12 protein-coding genes and 1 pseudogene are annotated in these 16,262 nt (G+C 37.1%); 7 read left to right on the plus strand and 6 right to left on the minus strand.

Annotation, left to right across the window (positions count from 1 at the left end):
- The 6 genes from VLZ86_RS00345 to VLZ86_RS00370 form a co-directional block, all read left to right on the plus strand.
- A partial coding sequence (locus tag VLZ86_RS00345) for a SusC/RagA family TonB-linked outer membrane protein (RefSeq protein ID WP_325447556.1) occupies nucleotides 1–2,490 on the plus strand: 2,490 nt, incomplete at its 5' end.
- 18 nt (nucleotides 2,491–2,508) lie between these two features.
- The gene (locus VLZ86_RS00350; protein WP_325447558.1) at nucleotides 2,509–3,996 is read left to right on the plus strand and encodes a RagB/SusD family nutrient uptake outer membrane protein; all 1,488 of its coding nucleotides are present in this window, start codon (nucleotides 2,509–2,511) and stop codon (nucleotides 3,994–3,996) included.
- Between the two features lie 251 nt (nucleotides 3,997–4,247).
- Nucleotides 4,248–5,297 (plus strand): glycoside hydrolase family 130 protein, encoded by a 1,050-nt coding sequence (locus tag VLZ86_RS00355; RefSeq protein WP_325447560.1) that lies wholly within the window; start codon nucleotides 4,248–4,250, stop codon nucleotides 5,295–5,297.
- Nucleotides 5,297–6,619 carry an MFS transporter gene (locus VLZ86_RS00360; protein ID WP_325447562.1) on the plus strand — a complete coding sequence of 441 codons (1,323 nt, stop codon included), beginning with the start codon at nucleotides 5,297–5,299 and terminating at the stop codon, nucleotides 6,617–6,619. Before VLZ86_RS00355 ends, VLZ86_RS00360 begins: the two co-directional genes overlap by 1 nt.
- Before the next feature lies 1 nt (nucleotide 6,620).
- Nucleotides 6,621–8,360, plus strand: a complete 1,740-nt coding sequence (locus VLZ86_RS00365; RefSeq protein WP_325447564.1) for a hypothetical protein — start codon at nucleotides 6,621–6,623, stop codon at nucleotides 8,358–8,360.
- An 11-nt stretch (nucleotides 8,361–8,371) separates the two neighbouring features.
- Nucleotides 8,372–10,840 carry a hypothetical protein gene (locus tag VLZ86_RS00370; RefSeq protein WP_325447566.1) on the plus strand — a complete coding sequence of 823 codons (2,469 nt, stop codon included), beginning with the start codon at nucleotides 8,372–8,374 and terminating at the stop codon, nucleotides 10,838–10,840.
- A gap of 646 nt (nucleotides 10,841–11,486) precedes the next feature.
- Here the strand turns inward: VLZ86_RS00370 and VLZ86_RS00375 are convergent.
- The 6 genes from VLZ86_RS00375 to VLZ86_RS00400 all read right to left on the minus strand — a co-directional run bounded on the left by VLZ86_RS00375 (nucleotide 11,487) and on the right by VLZ86_RS00400 (nucleotide 15,507).
- Complete coding sequence (locus VLZ86_RS00375; protein ID WP_325447568.1) at nucleotides 11,487–12,089, minus strand: hypothetical protein; 603 nt, start codon at nucleotides 12,087–12,089, stop codon at nucleotides 11,487–11,489.
- Nucleotides 12,090–12,107: 18 nt separating this feature from the next.
- Nucleotides 12,108–12,350, minus strand: coding sequence for a hypothetical protein (locus VLZ86_RS00380; RefSeq protein WP_325447569.1), 243 nt, complete (start codon nucleotides 12,348–12,350; stop codon nucleotides 12,108–12,110).
- 422 nt (nucleotides 12,351–12,772) lie between these two features.
- Nucleotides 12,773–13,192 carry a hypothetical protein gene (locus VLZ86_RS00385; protein ID WP_325447571.1) on the minus strand — a complete coding sequence of 140 codons (420 nt, stop codon included), beginning with the start codon at nucleotides 13,190–13,192 and terminating at the stop codon, nucleotides 12,773–12,775.
- Nucleotides 13,192–13,368 (minus strand): helix-turn-helix domain-containing protein, encoded by a 177-nt coding sequence (locus VLZ86_RS00390; RefSeq protein ID WP_325447573.1) that lies wholly within the window; start codon nucleotides 13,366–13,368, stop codon nucleotides 13,192–13,194. Before VLZ86_RS00390 ends, VLZ86_RS00385 begins: the two co-directional genes overlap by 1 nt.
- 110 nt (nucleotides 13,369–13,478) lie before the next feature.
- On the minus strand, nucleotides 13,479–14,186 hold the full coding sequence (locus tag VLZ86_RS00395; protein ID WP_325447575.1) for a hypothetical protein: 708 nt from the start codon (nucleotides 14,184–14,186) through the stop codon (nucleotides 13,479–13,481).
- Nucleotides 14,176–15,507: a site-specific integrase gene (locus tag VLZ86_RS00400; RefSeq protein ID WP_325447577.1), complete on the minus strand. Its 1,332-nt coding sequence runs from the start codon at nucleotides 15,505–15,507 to the stop codon at nucleotides 14,176–14,178. Before VLZ86_RS00400 ends, VLZ86_RS00395 begins: the two co-directional genes overlap by 11 nt.
- Nucleotides 15,508–15,941: 434 nt before the next feature.
- Here VLZ86_RS00400 and VLZ86_RS00405 point away from each other — a divergent pair.
- Nucleotides 15,942–16,262, plus strand: a pseudogene (locus VLZ86_RS00405) (Arm DNA-binding domain-containing protein); the annotation flags it as partial.

Here is a 16,262-nt window from a genome sequence, read left to right on the forward strand (position 1 = left end):
GTTATTGATGGGATTCCTACACGGGATATTAGTTTTTTGAATCAAGCGGATATCAAGTCCATGTCAATCTTAAAGGATGCATCGGCTGCAGCTATCTATGGATCGAGGGCATCAGGTGGTGTGGTTTTGATAACAACAAAAAGCGGTCAGGTAGGGAAAGTGAGTTTTGATGTGAGTTATTATACAGGTATCCATTACGCTTCCAATCTTCCAAAGATGCTGAACGCGGAACAATATATAAATACGGTGGAGAAGGCTTGGAATAATTCCAGTAGAACGGGTGCCAATCCTTATACTGCCGATAGGGGCAGAACTGATTTTTCTGATACCGATTGGTTGGACGAGTTATTTGAAATGGGAAGTTCCCAAAATCTACAATTTACCGCAAGTGGCGGAAGTGATAAGATTCAGTTCTTGACATCCTTGGGATATTACCATCAAGATGGAATTGTGGTATACGATAATGACAGCTATAAACGATTAAATTATAGGGTAAACCTAAATGTGGATCTAACAGAACGTTTGAAAATAGGAACGAATCTTCAGTTGACCTATGCAACCCAAGATGCCCTATCCTCTAAAGGTGATGAACCAGGTATTATACGACATGCCTTATTGAGACCTCCTGTGTTGGGCGTCTATAAGGATGTTGACGATCCAACCTATTCCGTGAGGGATCCTTTTACCGATTTGCCTTTTTATGTCCATAATGATAGGGATAATGGCGGCTGGGAAAGCGATAAGTACGAATGGTCCCAGAACCCAATAGCATTGGCTTACTTTACAGATGATGTGCGGAAGGATTTTAGAACCTTTGGGAACATCTATGCGGAATATTCGTTTTTAGAAAACAAGGAACTCACCTTTAGAACCAATGTGGGGGTCGACTTGTCATTTTTCCACAATAAAAGATTCAACGAAAATTTTGGTGATGACGATGGTGGTGGTAGTGATGCAGACAAAGGTCTGGGGAGACAAAATCGTCCAAATAATTTAAACGAAGATCGTGGTGAATCTCGTACGATTACCTTTAACAACACACTTAATTACGCAAAAACCATAAATGATAAACACGACATTAGTGTTTTGGTTGGAACTGAATTTATTGAAAATTACGATTCGTCCATAGGAGCAAGTAGGATGCGATTTGATATTACTGACAAAACCTTTAGATATATAGATTATGGTGGTACTGAGGCTGATTTGTGGAATGGTGGAAGTGCATCGGAATGGGCGTTGTTTTCATTTTTCGGTTCCGGTACCTATGTGTACGATTCGAAATATATGGTTACGGCCAATTTCAGGGCTGATGCCTCATCCCGCTTTTCAGAGAATAATCGTTGGGGTTATTTCCCTTCTATTTCTGCAGGTTGGAAAATATCGGATGAAGACTTTTTAAAAGATCTATCATGGCTATCAAATCTGAAGTTGAGAGGTGGCTGGGGCCGTTTGGGAAATCAAGAGATTGACAATTATGCCTATTTAACCTTGATAAGTCAAACCGATGGTAAGGTTGTTGTCAAACGCTATGGGAACGACGATCTGAAATGGGAAACTTCCGAATCGAGCAATTTTGGTATTGACTTTGGTTTTTTTAATAATAAATTGTCCATCTCTACAGATTATTTTGTAAAAAAAACAACAGATATTTTATTGCCTGTGGGATTACCGAGTATTGTTGGAGATGTCTCACCTACCATTGTAAATGCGGGTGAGGTCATTAATAAAGGTTTCGAGTTTACCTTAAACTATCGAAACTCGGACAATGAATTCAAATACGGTATCAATGCCAATTTTGGCACTTTGATCAATAGCGTTGAACGATTGCAAACTAAGGAGGTAGGACAATCCTTGAATTCCTTTTATGGATATAAAATGATTGGTATCTACCAAAATCAGGACGAAATCGATAACCATTTAAGTGGCACATTAAACCCCACTGCGAAACCGGGTGATATTAAGTTTGCAGATTTAAACAACGATGGTATCATCAATTCGGATGATAGAACATTTACCGGGGATGCCATACCGGATCTTACTTATGGACTGTCATTGTCGGCAAGCTATAAGGGCTTTGATTTTTCTTGTCTTTTTCAAGGCGTAGAAGGGGTCGACAAATATAATGATGCTCGAAAAATCGTAGACTATGATACACGGCCTTTTAATTATACAACCCATATTCTAGGTGCATGGGATGGCGAAGGTAGTACTAATACCATTCCGAGAGTTACCTTTGAGGATAATGGTAGCAGTAAGGAATCCAGTATTTATGTTGAGGACGCCTCTTATTTTAGGCTCAAAAATGCAGAAATCGGATATACCTTGAATGGGATGTTGGGGGTTCAGAATATCCGTCTTTATATCTCAGGTCAAAATCTGTTTACAGTAACAAAGTATTCAGGTTTAGATCCAGAATCTACAGATACAGTTGATAAAGGAACTTATCCATTGTCATCTTCAGTCTTGTTTGGTGTCAATGTTAAGTTTTAATATTTTAAAAATACAGTTATGAAAACAACATATAAAAGTTTAATTGCAGTTGGTATCTTTTTAGTATTAGCCGGTTGTAACGACGAATTAACAAAAGATCCCATCGGGCTGTTGACATTGGATCAGGTGGATACAAATCCTACCATAAATACTTTGGAATCTTCGGTGACTTCTTCCTATCAGTTGCTTTCCAGTACATTGAATATTGTTGGTGAATGGCAGTGGGATGATGGAACAGTCACACGCAATGATTTTATTTTACATGATATTGCCTCAGGTGATATGAACAAAAAATGGAATCCAGATGGCGATCAAGCCTGGATGGATGAAATTAGTGCCTATAGTTTTACTGCGGATAACGGGGCATTTAATGGAATTTGGCTCTACGACTACGAGGGGATTAATAGAATTAACCTCGCTGTAAGTTATTTGACAGATCCGGAAATACTCCAATCAGTCGGTATCAGCGAAGCTCGTAAAAACCAATTGTTGGGAGAGGCCTACTTTTTAAGAGCGTTTTATTATTTTGATCTGGTGAATAATTTTGGGGGTGTACCTCTTTTGACCGAACCGTTGACTTCCTTTGCCCAGGCATACGATGCAGCGGTTAGAGTTCCCGATTCTGAAATATGGGAGCAGATCAATTCTGATTTAATGGAAGCAAAGACTTTATTGCCAAATGCTAAATATCCATCACCTAGCGAACCATGGCGAGTCTCAAAAGGCGCTGCCATAGCATTGCAGGCTAAAGTTGCCTTGTACAACAATGATTGGACCTCTGTCATAAGCTTGGTGTCCGAATTGGATGCTCTTGGATTTTATAGTCTAAATGTGAATTATTTTGACAGTTTCGATGTAGATAAGGAATTTTCGGATGATGAAGTCATTTTTGCATACGATCATGTTTCCAGTCAGAATCCGAGAAAAGGAAATGGCCTTTGTGCACTGATTGGATGGGGATTTATAGCACCAACGGAAAGTTTTATAAACGAATTCGAACCTAATGATCCACGATTGTTATACACAGTGGATGTACCGAATCAAAATGTTTCAAAATTGTTGGGCAATACTGTGGGGAATAATAAAGGAAATGATGATGCCCCAAGCAACAAAATATTTATTCGCTATGCGGACGTCCTACTTTGGAAAGCCGAGGCCCTCAATGAAATTGGAGATTATGATGGGGCGATAGCTATTATAAATGATATAAGGGAAAGAGCCAGAACTACACCCACTGCCGATGGTTCTGCAATACCTTCTGGAACTTTATCGGATAGACCAAATTCAACAGATGCTGCTCAAATAAAGGATTGGTTAATTCATGAAAGACGTGTTGAACTCGGTTTTGAATCACAACGATTCAATGATCTTAAGAGATGGGGAATTGCAAAATCCTTTTTAACAGGTTTGGGAAAAAACTTCCAGGACAAAAATTATTTATACCCAATTCCGCAAGGTGAAGTGGATAAATCCGCAGGGACCATTACGCAGAATCCAGGTTACTAAATGAGTATAAGATTAAGAATTGTTTGAGTTAGTTTTTAATTAAGGAGAAGTAGTATTTCTCAGATATCCTACTTCTCTTTTTTTTAGTGCAGCTCGATTTCTGGAATTTAGTTAAAAGTGCCAATCCTTCAAGGATAAGAGATCTCGATATGATTTGGATAATCCTCTCCTTTCAAAGCGATATGGTTTCAAGGTTTCTTCATTAATAACTTTTTATAGAATATTTCATTAACCAATAAATCAAATATGGAATGAGTGACATTGCATTAAGATATCATCAAAATCCAATTTTATCACCTAAGGATCTAAGCCCCAGTAATCCAAATATGATTATTGAGTGTTTGCTAAATCCTGGTGTATTTCAATTTAAGGATAAAATAGGATTATTGGTTAGGGTAGCAGAAAGAACCATTCAAAAAGAGGGCTTTCTCACTGTACCCATATATGATCATCTCGGGAAAGTTGAGCTTTTGAACTTCAAGATGGATGATCCCAAATTAGACGCATCGGATGCCCGAGTGATAAACTATGAAGGTGTCGATTATTTGACTACCATATCGCATTTAAGGGTTTTGTTTAGTGACGACGGCACCCATTTTTATGAGAATAAATCCTTTCCATCACTTTTTGGAGAGGGAGTCTACGAATCGTATGGCATTGAAGATTGCAGAGTTTCCAAAATTGACGATGCCTACTATTTAACGTATACCATGGTTTCACCAAACGGTGTCGGAGTGGGGCTGCGCATCACAAAGGACTGGAAGACCTTTGATAGGAAGGGCATGATCTTCAGTCCCCACAATAAGGATTGTGCCATTTTTGAAGAGAAAATTAACGGTAAATATTACGCGCTCCACAGACCAAGTAGTCCTGAATTGGGAGGCAATTATATTTGGGTGGCAGAATCGCCAGATGGTTGTCATTGGGGGAATCACAAATGTATTGCCAAGACCAGGTCAGGAAAGTTTGATAGCAAACGGTTGGGCGCTGGCGCAGCACCTATAAAAACGGAAAAGGGCTGGTTGGAGATCTATCATGGTGCCACTGAAGAAAATAGATATTGTTTGGGTGCTATTTTATTGGATTTATACGACCCATCAATCGTTATTGCGCGTTCTGAACAACCCATTATGGAACCGATTGCGGAATATGAGAAAACGGGCTTTTTTGGTAACGTGGTATTCACTAATGGACATATCGTTGATGGAGACACCATTAAAATGTATTACGGGGCATCAGATGAACATGTTTGTTTGGCTGATTTTTCAATCACGGACATATTAAAAACATTAGGACTATAATGATAGATTTAGCTAAGGTTGGATTAAAAGATTTTACGAGAAGTGCGAAGATATTGATCATAACCAATACAATTTATGCATTTGTACTTCCGGTCATTGATATTTTCGTGGCCTCATATATTATGCGAAATTCAAATGACCCTTCCAAAGTCATCTTGTACCAATTGGCAATTTATGTTGGTATTCCAATTACGTTTCTGATTAATGGGTATTTGTTGAATAAAATAAACATTAAAAGATTGTTTTCATTAGGGATGCTTTTGAGCGGTGTATCCATGGTGTTCATGATGTCATTAAAGGAAATCAATTATTTTGGATTGGTAGGCGCTGGGTTGATTATGGGGATGTCCTTTGGTCTCTATTGGGCCAATCGGGATTATTTGGTACTCTCCACAACACAGGACAGAACCCGAAATTTTTATTATGGACTGGAGACTTTTATCTATACCATCATTGCTTCCACTGTGCCATTTTTAATTGGTTGGTACTTAATGAAGGGACATGGGAATTCGGAGTCAATTTCTAATGAAGCTGTAAATTCAGGTTATAGGGTTATTACCACGATCGTATTTCTAATTACGCTTCTTGCCTCCATTGTATTTCATTTGGGAACCTACGAAAAACCAAAGAGTGAAAAATTTATTTATTTCAAATTTCACAAACTTTGGAAAAAAATGATTCAGTTGTCTGTATTGAAAGGGCTGGCACAAGGTTTTATCGTAACAGCTCCAGCCATGTTGATGATGAAGTTTTTCCATTCTGAAGGCGCATTAGGGACTGCTATTTCCATAGGAGCTGTCATTGCGGCAGTAATCATGTTGATTTTGGGGAAATATTCGAAGCCTAAACATCGTTTGGTTATTTTTAGTGTTGGATTGATTTCATTTTTCCTTGCCTCCTTTTTTAATGGGCTACTGTTCAATACCACAGGAGTCATTCTATTTATGTTCTTATTGTTGATGGCTCGACCAATTTTGGATATTGCCTATTTTCCGATTCAATTAAAAGTCATTGATATCCTATCAAAATTGGAAAACAGGAATGAATTCTCGTACATTCTAAATCACGAATTCGGATTGTTTGTTGGTCGTTTTATAGGGGCAAGTACGTTTTTGATTATTGCATTTTTTATAAATGCGGATATTGCTTTACGTTATGCCTTATTGATTATTGGGAGTCTTCAATTACTTTCTATAATTATTGCCAAGCAGCTGTTAAAGCAACAATCAACTTTAGAAAAGGAATTATTGGAGAAGGAACTATTAAATAAGGAACCAATTGATGAAGATAAAGTAATTACTAACCCTATAAGCGTAAAATAAAATGATTGTTAAAAATTACCTTCTGGCTCTATTCATCGGATTTCTACTTTTTTCTTGCAAAACGGGATCATCTCAGTTCACGGATGATAATTCGATCCATCAGCTTCATTTAAGTCGAGTAGATGCCATGCCTAATTTGCCAGAGCCTTTTAAGGTCATGGACTTTAAAGACATGGCGAAAAAGTTTGATGCCTTGGTTTATGATGAGACTCAAACGGGAGAGTATTGGCCTCTCATTTGGATGGACGATTCCCGGAAAAATTTTGATCAGGAAACCTTTGGGATTTATACGGCAATGGGCGATTTAAGACAGGGGCCACATAACAACGATGGGATTTTTCATGAGTCTTTAGCAACTGTTGGTTCTGTGTTTGGAGCAACTCTTGTGGGTATCGACAAATCAAACCAAAATGGAAAAAACTATGTGTCCATGCTTAAGAACTATTTTAATTCAGAAACCAATTGGGATATTGTAATGAACAACACCTCTCCTGAAGTAGCAATGCTTGGTGGAGGATATGGAAGGGATTGGTGGTATGATGTATATCCAAACGTATTATTTTATGGTGTCGCAAACTTTTATCCTGATGAAACGCATTATACAGAAATTATGCATTCGGTTGCGGAGAAATTTTATGACGCCAACACGGTTTTAGAAGGAAATTATTCACATTCCTTTTTTGATTATGCCACCTTGGAACCTCAAGATAATTGGATCTGTAAACAAGAGGATGCGGCAGCAGGTCATGCCTATGTTTTGTATTCTGCCTATCAGAAATTTAAAGAGCCCAAATATTTGATTGGGGCCAAAAATTCTTTAGAGGCTCTTTTGGCACAAAAAGATAATCGTTTTTATGAAATTCTAATGCCATTTGGAGCCTATGTGGCTGCACGATTGAACGCTGAAGAAGGAACTGATTACAACTACACTAAAATTTTGGAATGGACGTTTGACGGTACCTCAGTCTGTAGAGAGGGATGGGGCGTGTTGGTAGGCAATTGGAACGGATACGATATTTCTGGAATAGTCGGAAGTACTGTCGATCATGGAGGATTTGGCTTTTTAATGAATACTTATGACACCATGTGGCCCCTGGTACCAATGGTCAGATACGACCAGCGTTATGCAAATGCAATTGGGAAATGGATGTTGAACGCCAGCAATGCATTAAAATTATTCTATCCTTATGAAATACCTGATGAACATCAATCCATCCCAGAACTTAAACACCATACGAAAGGTGTTATTGCCTATGAAGGTCTGATCAAACAATCGCATTTTGAGGAGTATGAGCATATCAAGGCACCCATCGCGATTGGTGATGGTCCACATTGGGTAGATGGAAATCCTGATGTGTCCCAATTTAGCGTTTATGGAAGTGGGCACGTGGGGATTGCGGGAGCAATTATTTCAGCAACAAATGTGGATAATATATTGCAATTGGATTTATTGGCGACCGATTTTTATCGCAATGCGGCATTGCCGTCATATCTGTATTATAACCCTAACCAAGAAGCAAAATCTGTGACCATTTCTGTGGGTGAAAAATCGTTAAAGATTTATGATGCCATACAAAGAAGGTTTATTAGGGAAAATGTTAAACGCGACTTCACTTTTGATATCTCAAGGGAAAATGCAGCGCTTTTGGTGATGGTTCCCCAAACTGCAGGAATATCCGAAAAGGACGGAAAATTATATGCTGATGGCGTCGTCATAGATTATAGATATTCAAAAAATTAAACGGTTTAAAAATGATTAAGTTTTATATAAAAATTGGAACAGTATGGTTGTCGTTATTGTTCTGTCTATACGGGGCCATTGGATGGGGCCAAGATATCAAGCTCAAGGTTGTAGGGAATGCTGAAGATGGTTTTAATGTGGATATTTATAATGGCAACCAATTAGTCCTCCATAATTCCGAAGAATTTAAGCTTAAAGTCACCAATTTGGATTTTAGTGAAACCACTGAAATTAGTAATTGGAAGGGTTCACAATGGACAGGTACCGATAATTTTATAATCCTCTCAAACGAAATCTATTTGTCAGATTTTGATTTGAACTTATCCATGTCGGTCACTTATGAAGTCATCAATTCCAATGTGGTCAAAAAGAGCATTGATTTGTTGCAGTCGGGCATGCCTTCATTATACTATACTCTGGAAGAGAATTTTATACCCGCAAATCCTCCATCCAAATATGTTACTTTTGAATATGATGATTTTCCAGGTGGATTTGCCCACGAAATATTTCCTTCGGCTGGTTTTGTGACCTCCGATAATCAGTTGGTCGGTGTCTTGATGGATGCAGGTTATAAAAATCACTATACACGATCTACACGCAGACGGTTTAATGGTCATGGCGGTGGTTTTGTAGGCATGCGAATATTGCCCGATCCCGAATTGCTTTCCGTTGCTACGTTGGACGAAAGAGCAAAGGGCAAACATTATATCCAACAGAAATTTGGTGAACTATATGATTTGGATCAGGGCAAAGAAATCAACCTAAAGATCTCTTCTGATTTTCAACACATCGGAGGTGCTGGGATTAAACATCAATCTGAATCAATAACACTTCATTGCAAACCTGGAAATCGCTCAGGATTTGAAGTTGCTGTGCCTTTCGAAGATCAAAAAACATATACCATCTCGTTCCTTGCCAAAGGAAATTCTCCCATAGCCCTTAAGCTTTTTAGAATTAAAAATGGTCAGAAGACGGTCGAATTGGAGCATGGCATTAAATATATTGATCAATTCCCTATAAAGGAAAATGAATGGACCTTGTTTAAAGGCAGTATTATGGTACCCTATATAGAAAATGACGGGGTATCGATGTTTTTGGGGACACAGTCAGGGATAGAAGCGACCATTCAAATTAAGGATTTGCAGATTGTAGAGCATCAACCTTTAAAACAAGCCTACAATAAAATGGGAATGGGTGAGAAGACCACAAAAACGAGCTATGTGTTTATTGAACCTTGGGTGGGCCATCATGATTTTGTGATTGCCTCACAATCCCGTCTATCTGAGGGAAAAGGGTTCAAAGGGACTTTGATTGAAAAAATGTTGTATGCCAACTTTAATATGCTCACATGGATCACCTCTGTTGACGATTTTACGCCTTTGAATGTACCAAATTTGAATTATGCGCCAGACATGTATAATCGGGATTCCTTTTTCTCCGTAGTGTCCAATTACAATGAAGACTTAAATCTGGAAATTTGGGGGCAATGGGCAAAAACGCAAAATTCCAAAGGTGCTGTGGCTACTATCATTACGCCCTATATGGGAACAATTGAAGCTAAGGACAACGAAGCGACCATTCAGTTTTTAATTTGGGCCATGCTGAATAAAAGACGTTTTAATGCAGTCCTGCCCAAGGATAAAATAGATAAAGCGGTTGCCTATGTACTTAATGAATTTGATCCTGATGGTGATGGTATCTGTGAATCCCATTTTACATTAAGTCAAATCGATGTTAATGAATATGAACCTAAAACGGATAAATTGGCTGTAAATCAGGGAATATTTGCCATTGCCTTAAAAACAATGAGGGAGCTTGGATATGACATATCAGATGAATATATTCAGAAAGCCATAACAGGTTATCTCAATTTCTATGATGTGGATAGAAAACATATCGTATTTGATCGAGGTTATCCGGATATTATTACGATGACCGATTTAGAGCCAGAATTCTTTTCGTTATGGTTGTTTAATGAACCCATGTTAACGGACGAAATGGTGATCAACCATTTGGAACAAATCCCCATATTAAACAAAGTGCCAAATTCGCCGCACCCAGAATTCGGAACTACAGCTCCCGTGGCTGTTCGCCTGAATAATAGCGAAAATGGGTATTCATATATGACTGCAGATTATCAGCCTTTTAGGGAATTTGGAGAGGCTAATTATAAAGACGGTACAAGAGATGGCTTCTATTATAACGGAGGAAGTTGGATGAGACCCGAATATTGTGGGTATGTCGTTGGATATAGGCACGGCTGGAAGAAAGCAAAAGCTCTTATGGAAAACCGTGCTTGGGCAGAAATCAACCTCAATCCCAAATGGCCATATAGCAAAGAGTTTATTCCGACCAAATGGGAAACCACCGATTCTTGGTGGCCGTCCACCCGTGGCTTGTGTTGGAATGTGTTCATTCTAATGGCAAATGAAGTAGCTGGCCTACGCACTCCTGAGATGGATCCTGATTTTGAAAAATAAAAATAAAATTATACTTTATCATTCTAATTGATTGTTTTTAAAATGAGGAGGTAGTCTTTCATCCGCCACTTTTGAACCATAAATGCCATTGAGGTACTTGTGATATAAGTTATCGGATCTAGGTCTATTTTATATATTCACAGATGTCCTCTCAGTTAGCTGTTTAGAATCAGGTTTTTATGAATTGGTTTTGTTATTAGTAGTTCGAATGTTATCTTTACCTTAAGATTGAAGTCAAATAGCAGAAAACGATATCAAGAAAAAAGGTAGTTATTCGGTTAGTAATACGTCTTCCAATCATAAAAACTCAACAAATATGCGGCTTGCCGGAATGGGTTTGAATCCCGCCGTGGTCACTTTTAATAAACGCAATTAACTTATTTACAGTTAGTTGCGTTCTTTTTTTAAGTTATGTAGTCCGTATTTAGTCCTGAATGCTATTTTTAAGGTTAGTGAGGGCAATTTAACTTCATAACATAGAGACTTAAGACATTAGAAATTTATGAGGATTATTAATCTTAAAATTTTAATACTTTATAGTGTGTAATTTCGTGTAATCACATTATCGGTATTCATTGCAAACTTCATTAAATAGAAAAACCACCCCTTTCGAGGTGGTCATTCAATCAAAAAACAAAACAAAACACTATTTTAAGTTTTTAATATAGTAAAAATCGGGTTGAATTCTTAGTTGCTTGTTTTTGTCAAAGGAGTATTCAAGTAAACCTGTGACTTCTTCAATAATATTTCTGTTATACTTTTTTAAATGCCCTGCGGTTTCAACGTTGGAAAACATTAACTCAAGTTCTTTTGCAAGTTTCAACGCCAAATTTTGATTATCGTTGGTTGTATAGTAAATATGTCTATCAATGGCGTTTTTGAGTGCTTCTTTGGTTGCTTCAAATACGCCCTCTTTATTCAGTTGGTAATTATAATCGCACCACATAGCACTTGAACGAATATAAAGTCTTTCTAAAGGCTTTAAATCAATTCCTAATGCCTGTAAATTAAATTCATTTGATGCGTTTGGGAACGGGAATTTTGTTTTTAGGTCATCGTAGATTGGTTTTAGTCCGTTGGCTTGAATTGCTTCTTTTTCGCGGTTGGTCAACGTCAACGATAACGTTGATTCAATTTGATTGATAAAGTCGTTCAACTTTTTTGCACCGTTGATAACTTTGGTTTCTTCTTTGGTCATTGCAACGTCGTCTTTGAATAGAAATTGCGGTTTAAAATTTTCTTGTTTCATGATAGTATTAATTTACGTTTAGAATTTTTGTTTTTTACTTGTTCGATTCGTTCGATTCATGTTTCTAAGTTCGATTAGTTCGTAGAGTTTCTTAATCTCTAACTCGCATTTTTTATCAAATGGAACTACTCCTAACTCCCAATAGTTTTCGGTCTGCAAATAGTCTGTTTTGACCTCTAATAAGTGTTCAATCTTATCTTCTAACTTGTCAATGGTCTTTAGATGTTCTTTGGTCTTGCTGAAATCAAATTCTTTTTTCATGGTCTTTATTTTAGGCACTTATTTACGTCGTTCATGTTTAGATACAAGAGGTCTATTACTCCCTGCATTTAACTATAGAATAGAACACTATCTATAAGTAAAAGCATAGAATTTGAAAAAGTCGAAAAATGACTTCTTTTTAGCCTTTAACCTCAAACTCGACATCATTTTTGATGCCCTCCCTGCCTTGAGTGTTGCCTATCCAGTTCAACTATTACAGTCGTGCATTTCGGTCAAGTGTTGTTACCTCTTATAACATTGCACCCTTTAGCAACTCGGTTAAAAAACTGTATTACAACAAATATTGCCTAATCAATACTTCGGATTTTTGTTGTATCTTGTCGCTCGAGGTTTTGATATGGTCGAGCCGTGAGAAAGCACCATATTTAAAATTTTATTGAACAAATTAAAGCACCTGAAAGTTAGACCCTTGAGGTGCTTTTTTTATTCATCATATTTGATATTTCGTTACCTGTCTGTGTAGGCAATAAATTTTTATTGAACGGATAGTAATTAGGGTACACATAAAAGGTCATTTCATTGCCTAATGGATTTTCCTTAATTCTTACTATCAGTAAATCCTGTTTTCGTCTTAAATCGCCAAAAAATACGTTGTTTTGATGGGGAACCCTAAACAGTCCTGTTATGGCTGTTGTCCACTTTTTGCCGTTGTGATTCTTTAGCCAATAAACAGGACTGATTTTTGCAAATTGTCTGTCTTTGCTTATGTTGATGAGGTTGGTTAATGCCTGTTGACCGTTACATGATACCAATTCAAAGTGTTTTACCTCTTTGTATTTGCCAACGTTGACTTCTTTATATGTATGAGTGATTGGTTTCATTACAAGGCAATCAATGAGTTAACGACATCGGATTTTTTGAATAGGATTCGACGCCCAATAGACAAGGGTTGCAAATAACCTTGTTTTGAATAATTATCGATTGTAGAAATTGAAACCTTAAGAAGTTGAGAAACTTCCTTTTTTGTGAGGTATTCTGAGTGTGTCAAGTCTGCCATAATCAACCTTTTTATTAGTTATTATAACAAACTTAGAAAGACTGTATTTGTACTTCTTGAAATACGGTATCAGTTTGGTATTAAATTACAAATACTTTAAATTCAATTACTTATGATTCAAGATGTTTTTTAAATTCTGAACTTTCAATGTTAATATTATTGTCTTTACAGTACGCTAAAATAATTTTCATTTGCCTATTATCTTTGAAAATTGATTTTGATGTACCACTTAATGTGCTGTTGACTATCGTGTAAATGGTTTTTTCTTTGACATTTTTTAATTTAGGTTCATTGTTATGTATAAATGTAGCGAGTTCTTTAGGGGTTGGAAAAATTTCTTTGCCGTAGTACCATGTCTGACCTTGTTGTTTGATAAGGTTTTGAGCAAACAAAGCACCTATTAAAACGTAATCGAACGGTCTGCCTGTCTTAGAGTTTATGTAAATCTTTTTTGATGAGGGTTCGATTAGTTTTAATTCTAAAAACTTTTTGTACTCATTAACCTTGCGCCACTTTAGGTCTTTGGGGTCTCTTATGTCAAACTTGTATTTAAAACCTGATAATTTGCGAAGTTCATTTTCAATAAATTGTTTTTCGGTTAAGTCAAAACCGTTTTCGTCTATGGACGAATACCAAACAATATGGCGTTTGCTTTTAGTTTTATTTTCTTCGGGAAAATATTCATGAGTATAATGATATTCTTTTTTGTGACTCGAAGTAAATAACCAACGTTCTAATTTTTCTTTATAAATAATACCAATACTTTCGGAATTCATACGAGCCAATCCCATTGCTATAAATAATGTCTTATTGTCCATTTGAAGCATTTTTAATGACAGTTAATTGAGGTTCTTTACCTTGCTGTATTGATAGCCGTTTGAGTTCTTTTGCGAGGGCTAATGCGTTGTCCTGTGGTTTCTTTCCAACGTATGTAAGAAACTGTTTTTCGGATGCGTGACCTGTAGCACTTATCAACAATGCGGTGTTAATTTTGCCGTAGTAATTGGTAGCAAATGAACGTCTGCCAATGTGGGAACTAACTGCCTTCCATTTGGGAACTTCTTTAATTTCGTAACGGTTTGTGTCGGTCTGTCTTAGATTTGCCTTGACTAATTCATTAATTTTTGCTTCATGACAAACCTTTTTTATTAGTCTGTTGTATAGGGTTTCATTGCTTCCAATTTTTGTTGAAAACTGAGGGGGAAAATTCCAATCATATTTTTTCAAAATTCGTGTTACCGTTTCATTCAATGGAATGTAAATAGGTGTGCCTGTTTTCTCTTGATTAATGTCAAGAAAATGAATGCCTTCAATTTGAATTATGTTTTTCTCTGAAAATTTCATGAAATCTGATACACGTTGAGCGGTGTTGCAACTAATCAAAAGCCAGTCTTTGGCGTGTTCGAGCCTTGCATCAATAAAAGAGAGTTTTTCAATTTCTGCAAGTTCTTTGAAGTTGAGGTACACATGAGGGGTGTCTTCATATTTTAGACCTTTGGTTAGTCTTTCTGATTCGGGGTGTACTTTTAGACCGTTGTCTCTTGCATGGTTGCAAATTGTAGAAACCACTTTTAAGGCTTTTACTTTAGTGTTGTGTGCATAGCCTTTCTTGTCGTGCCATTTGGACAATTTAGATCGAAATTCGTGGTTAATCTCTGCTAAATAGATAGTGCCCTTGTCCGTCTCAAAATTTTTCAAACGATTGACAATAGATTTGATTTTCTTGACTGTGGATTCTCTTAAAGTGGTCTTTTTATCTTCTAAATAGATGTCAAAATAGCCGATTAGGTTCGTGGGCGTTTCATTGTTTCGAGGTGTGACAACCCTTTTGAGCCAATTTGAGTCAATTATCTCATAGTCGTTGCGCTCATTTAGTTTCCTGTTTACTAATTCCGAAAGATCATCTAACTCCGATTGAAGTTGTATTAGTGGCTTGTTGCGCTCCTTGCAATCTGCTTTGGTTTTTGCATTTGCACCGTTAGGGGTTCTGTGAAGTTTGATTTTTCCTTTTGCTAATCGTTCAGGACTAACAGAAAATTGAGTTCGAGCCTTAGCATCGATTTTCTCATGACCTTCTCTAATTCGTATGTAAATAGGTGCGAGGTCTTTCTTTGATTGGGTAAAAAAAGTGATTGCCATAATGAGTGATTTTATTGAACGTTGGCAATATACAAAAGTTAGTCCGCATTTAGTCCGCAAAACTTGTTTTTTGTTGTGTCTTGTTGGTTTTAGTTGGGTGTCCTTAAACATCAATAATTTAGGTGTTTATATGATGTTTTAAGGGTGTTGCCTTGTTTTGCTGGGTGTTCGGTCTTTGTTGTTTTAATCCCTTCGTGGTCACTTTTACCTTCTAAAGATGGTAACAAAACCAAGCAAGTTTTAGGATTTGCTTGGTTTTTAAGTTTTTATAGGTTCATTTGAATTTATATGGTTCGAATTAAAATGGTGGCTAAAAGGGGACCTTTTTTTTAAAAGAGACCTCGGGTCTCTTTTAAGGAAAAATAACTAAATTTACTTGGTATAGTTGATTTGACTTTCGTCTTAAAGGATTGTTTCATTTAAAGACGACAACTATGCGTACTTCAAAAACATTTAGCATCCGCTTCTGGGCGAACCCCAAGAAAGCGAAAAACAACAGTGCATTACTTTATGCCCGGGTAACGGTCAATCAGAAAAGAGTAGAAATCAGTTTAAAGAGAAAGGTCCCCCTCGATTTGTGGGACGGTAAGAACAAGAAGGTTTTGGGCCATTCTTCCGAAGCCAAACAGATCAATCATTACCTTGAGGAAACACGGGTACTGCTCTTTCAGATATATCAGGACCTAAAATTTCAAGGTGAGCTGATAACAGCAAAGAAAATCAAGACCATATTTCTTGGCGAAGATGAGAACTCC

The sequence above is a fragment of the Gelidibacter sp. genome, from assembly GCF_035515035.1.
Lineage (GTDB): Bacteria > Bacteroidota > Bacteroidia > Flavobacteriales > Flavobacteriaceae > Gelidibacter.

Bases quoted from the DNA above. Each gene is read 5' to 3' on its own strand.
- VLZ86_RS00375 (WP_325447568.1), bottom strand. From the start codon at position 12,089: ATGAAACAAGAAAATTTTAAACCGCAATTTCTATTCAAAGACGACGTT.
- VLZ86_RS00365 (WP_325447564.1), top strand. From the start codon at position 6,621: ATGATTGTTAAAAATTACCTTCTGGCTCTATTCATCGGATTTCTACTT.
- VLZ86_RS00395 (WP_325447575.1), bottom strand. From the start codon at position 14,186: ATGGACAATAAGACATTATTTATAGCAATGGGATTGGCTCGTATGAAT.
- VLZ86_RS00355 (WP_325447560.1), top strand. From the start codon at position 4,248: ATGAGTGACATTGCATTAAGATATCATCAAAATCCAATTTTATCACCT.
- VLZ86_RS00360 (WP_325447562.1), top strand. From the start codon at position 5,297: ATGATAGATTTAGCTAAGGTTGGATTAAAAGATTTTACGAGAAGTGCG.
- VLZ86_RS00350 (WP_325447558.1), top strand. From the start codon at position 2,509: ATGAAAACAACATATAAAAGTTTAATTGCAGTTGGTATCTTTTTAGTA.
- VLZ86_RS00380 (WP_325447569.1), bottom strand. From the start codon at position 12,350: ATGAAAAAAGAATTTGATTTCAGCAAGACCAAAGAACATCTAAAGACC.
- VLZ86_RS00390 (WP_325447573.1), bottom strand. From the start codon at position 13,368: ATGGCAGACTTGACACACTCAGAATACCTCACAAAAAAGGAAGTTTCT.
- VLZ86_RS00370 (WP_325447566.1), top strand. From the start codon at position 8,372: ATGATTAAGTTTTATATAAAAATTGGAACAGTATGGTTGTCGTTATTG.
- VLZ86_RS00385 (WP_325447571.1), bottom strand. From the start codon at position 13,192: ATGAAACCAATCACTCATACATATAAAGAAGTCAACGTTGGCAAATAC.
- VLZ86_RS00400 (WP_325447577.1), bottom strand. From the start codon at position 15,507: ATGGCAATCACTTTTTTTACCCAATCAAAGAAAGACCTCGCACCTATT.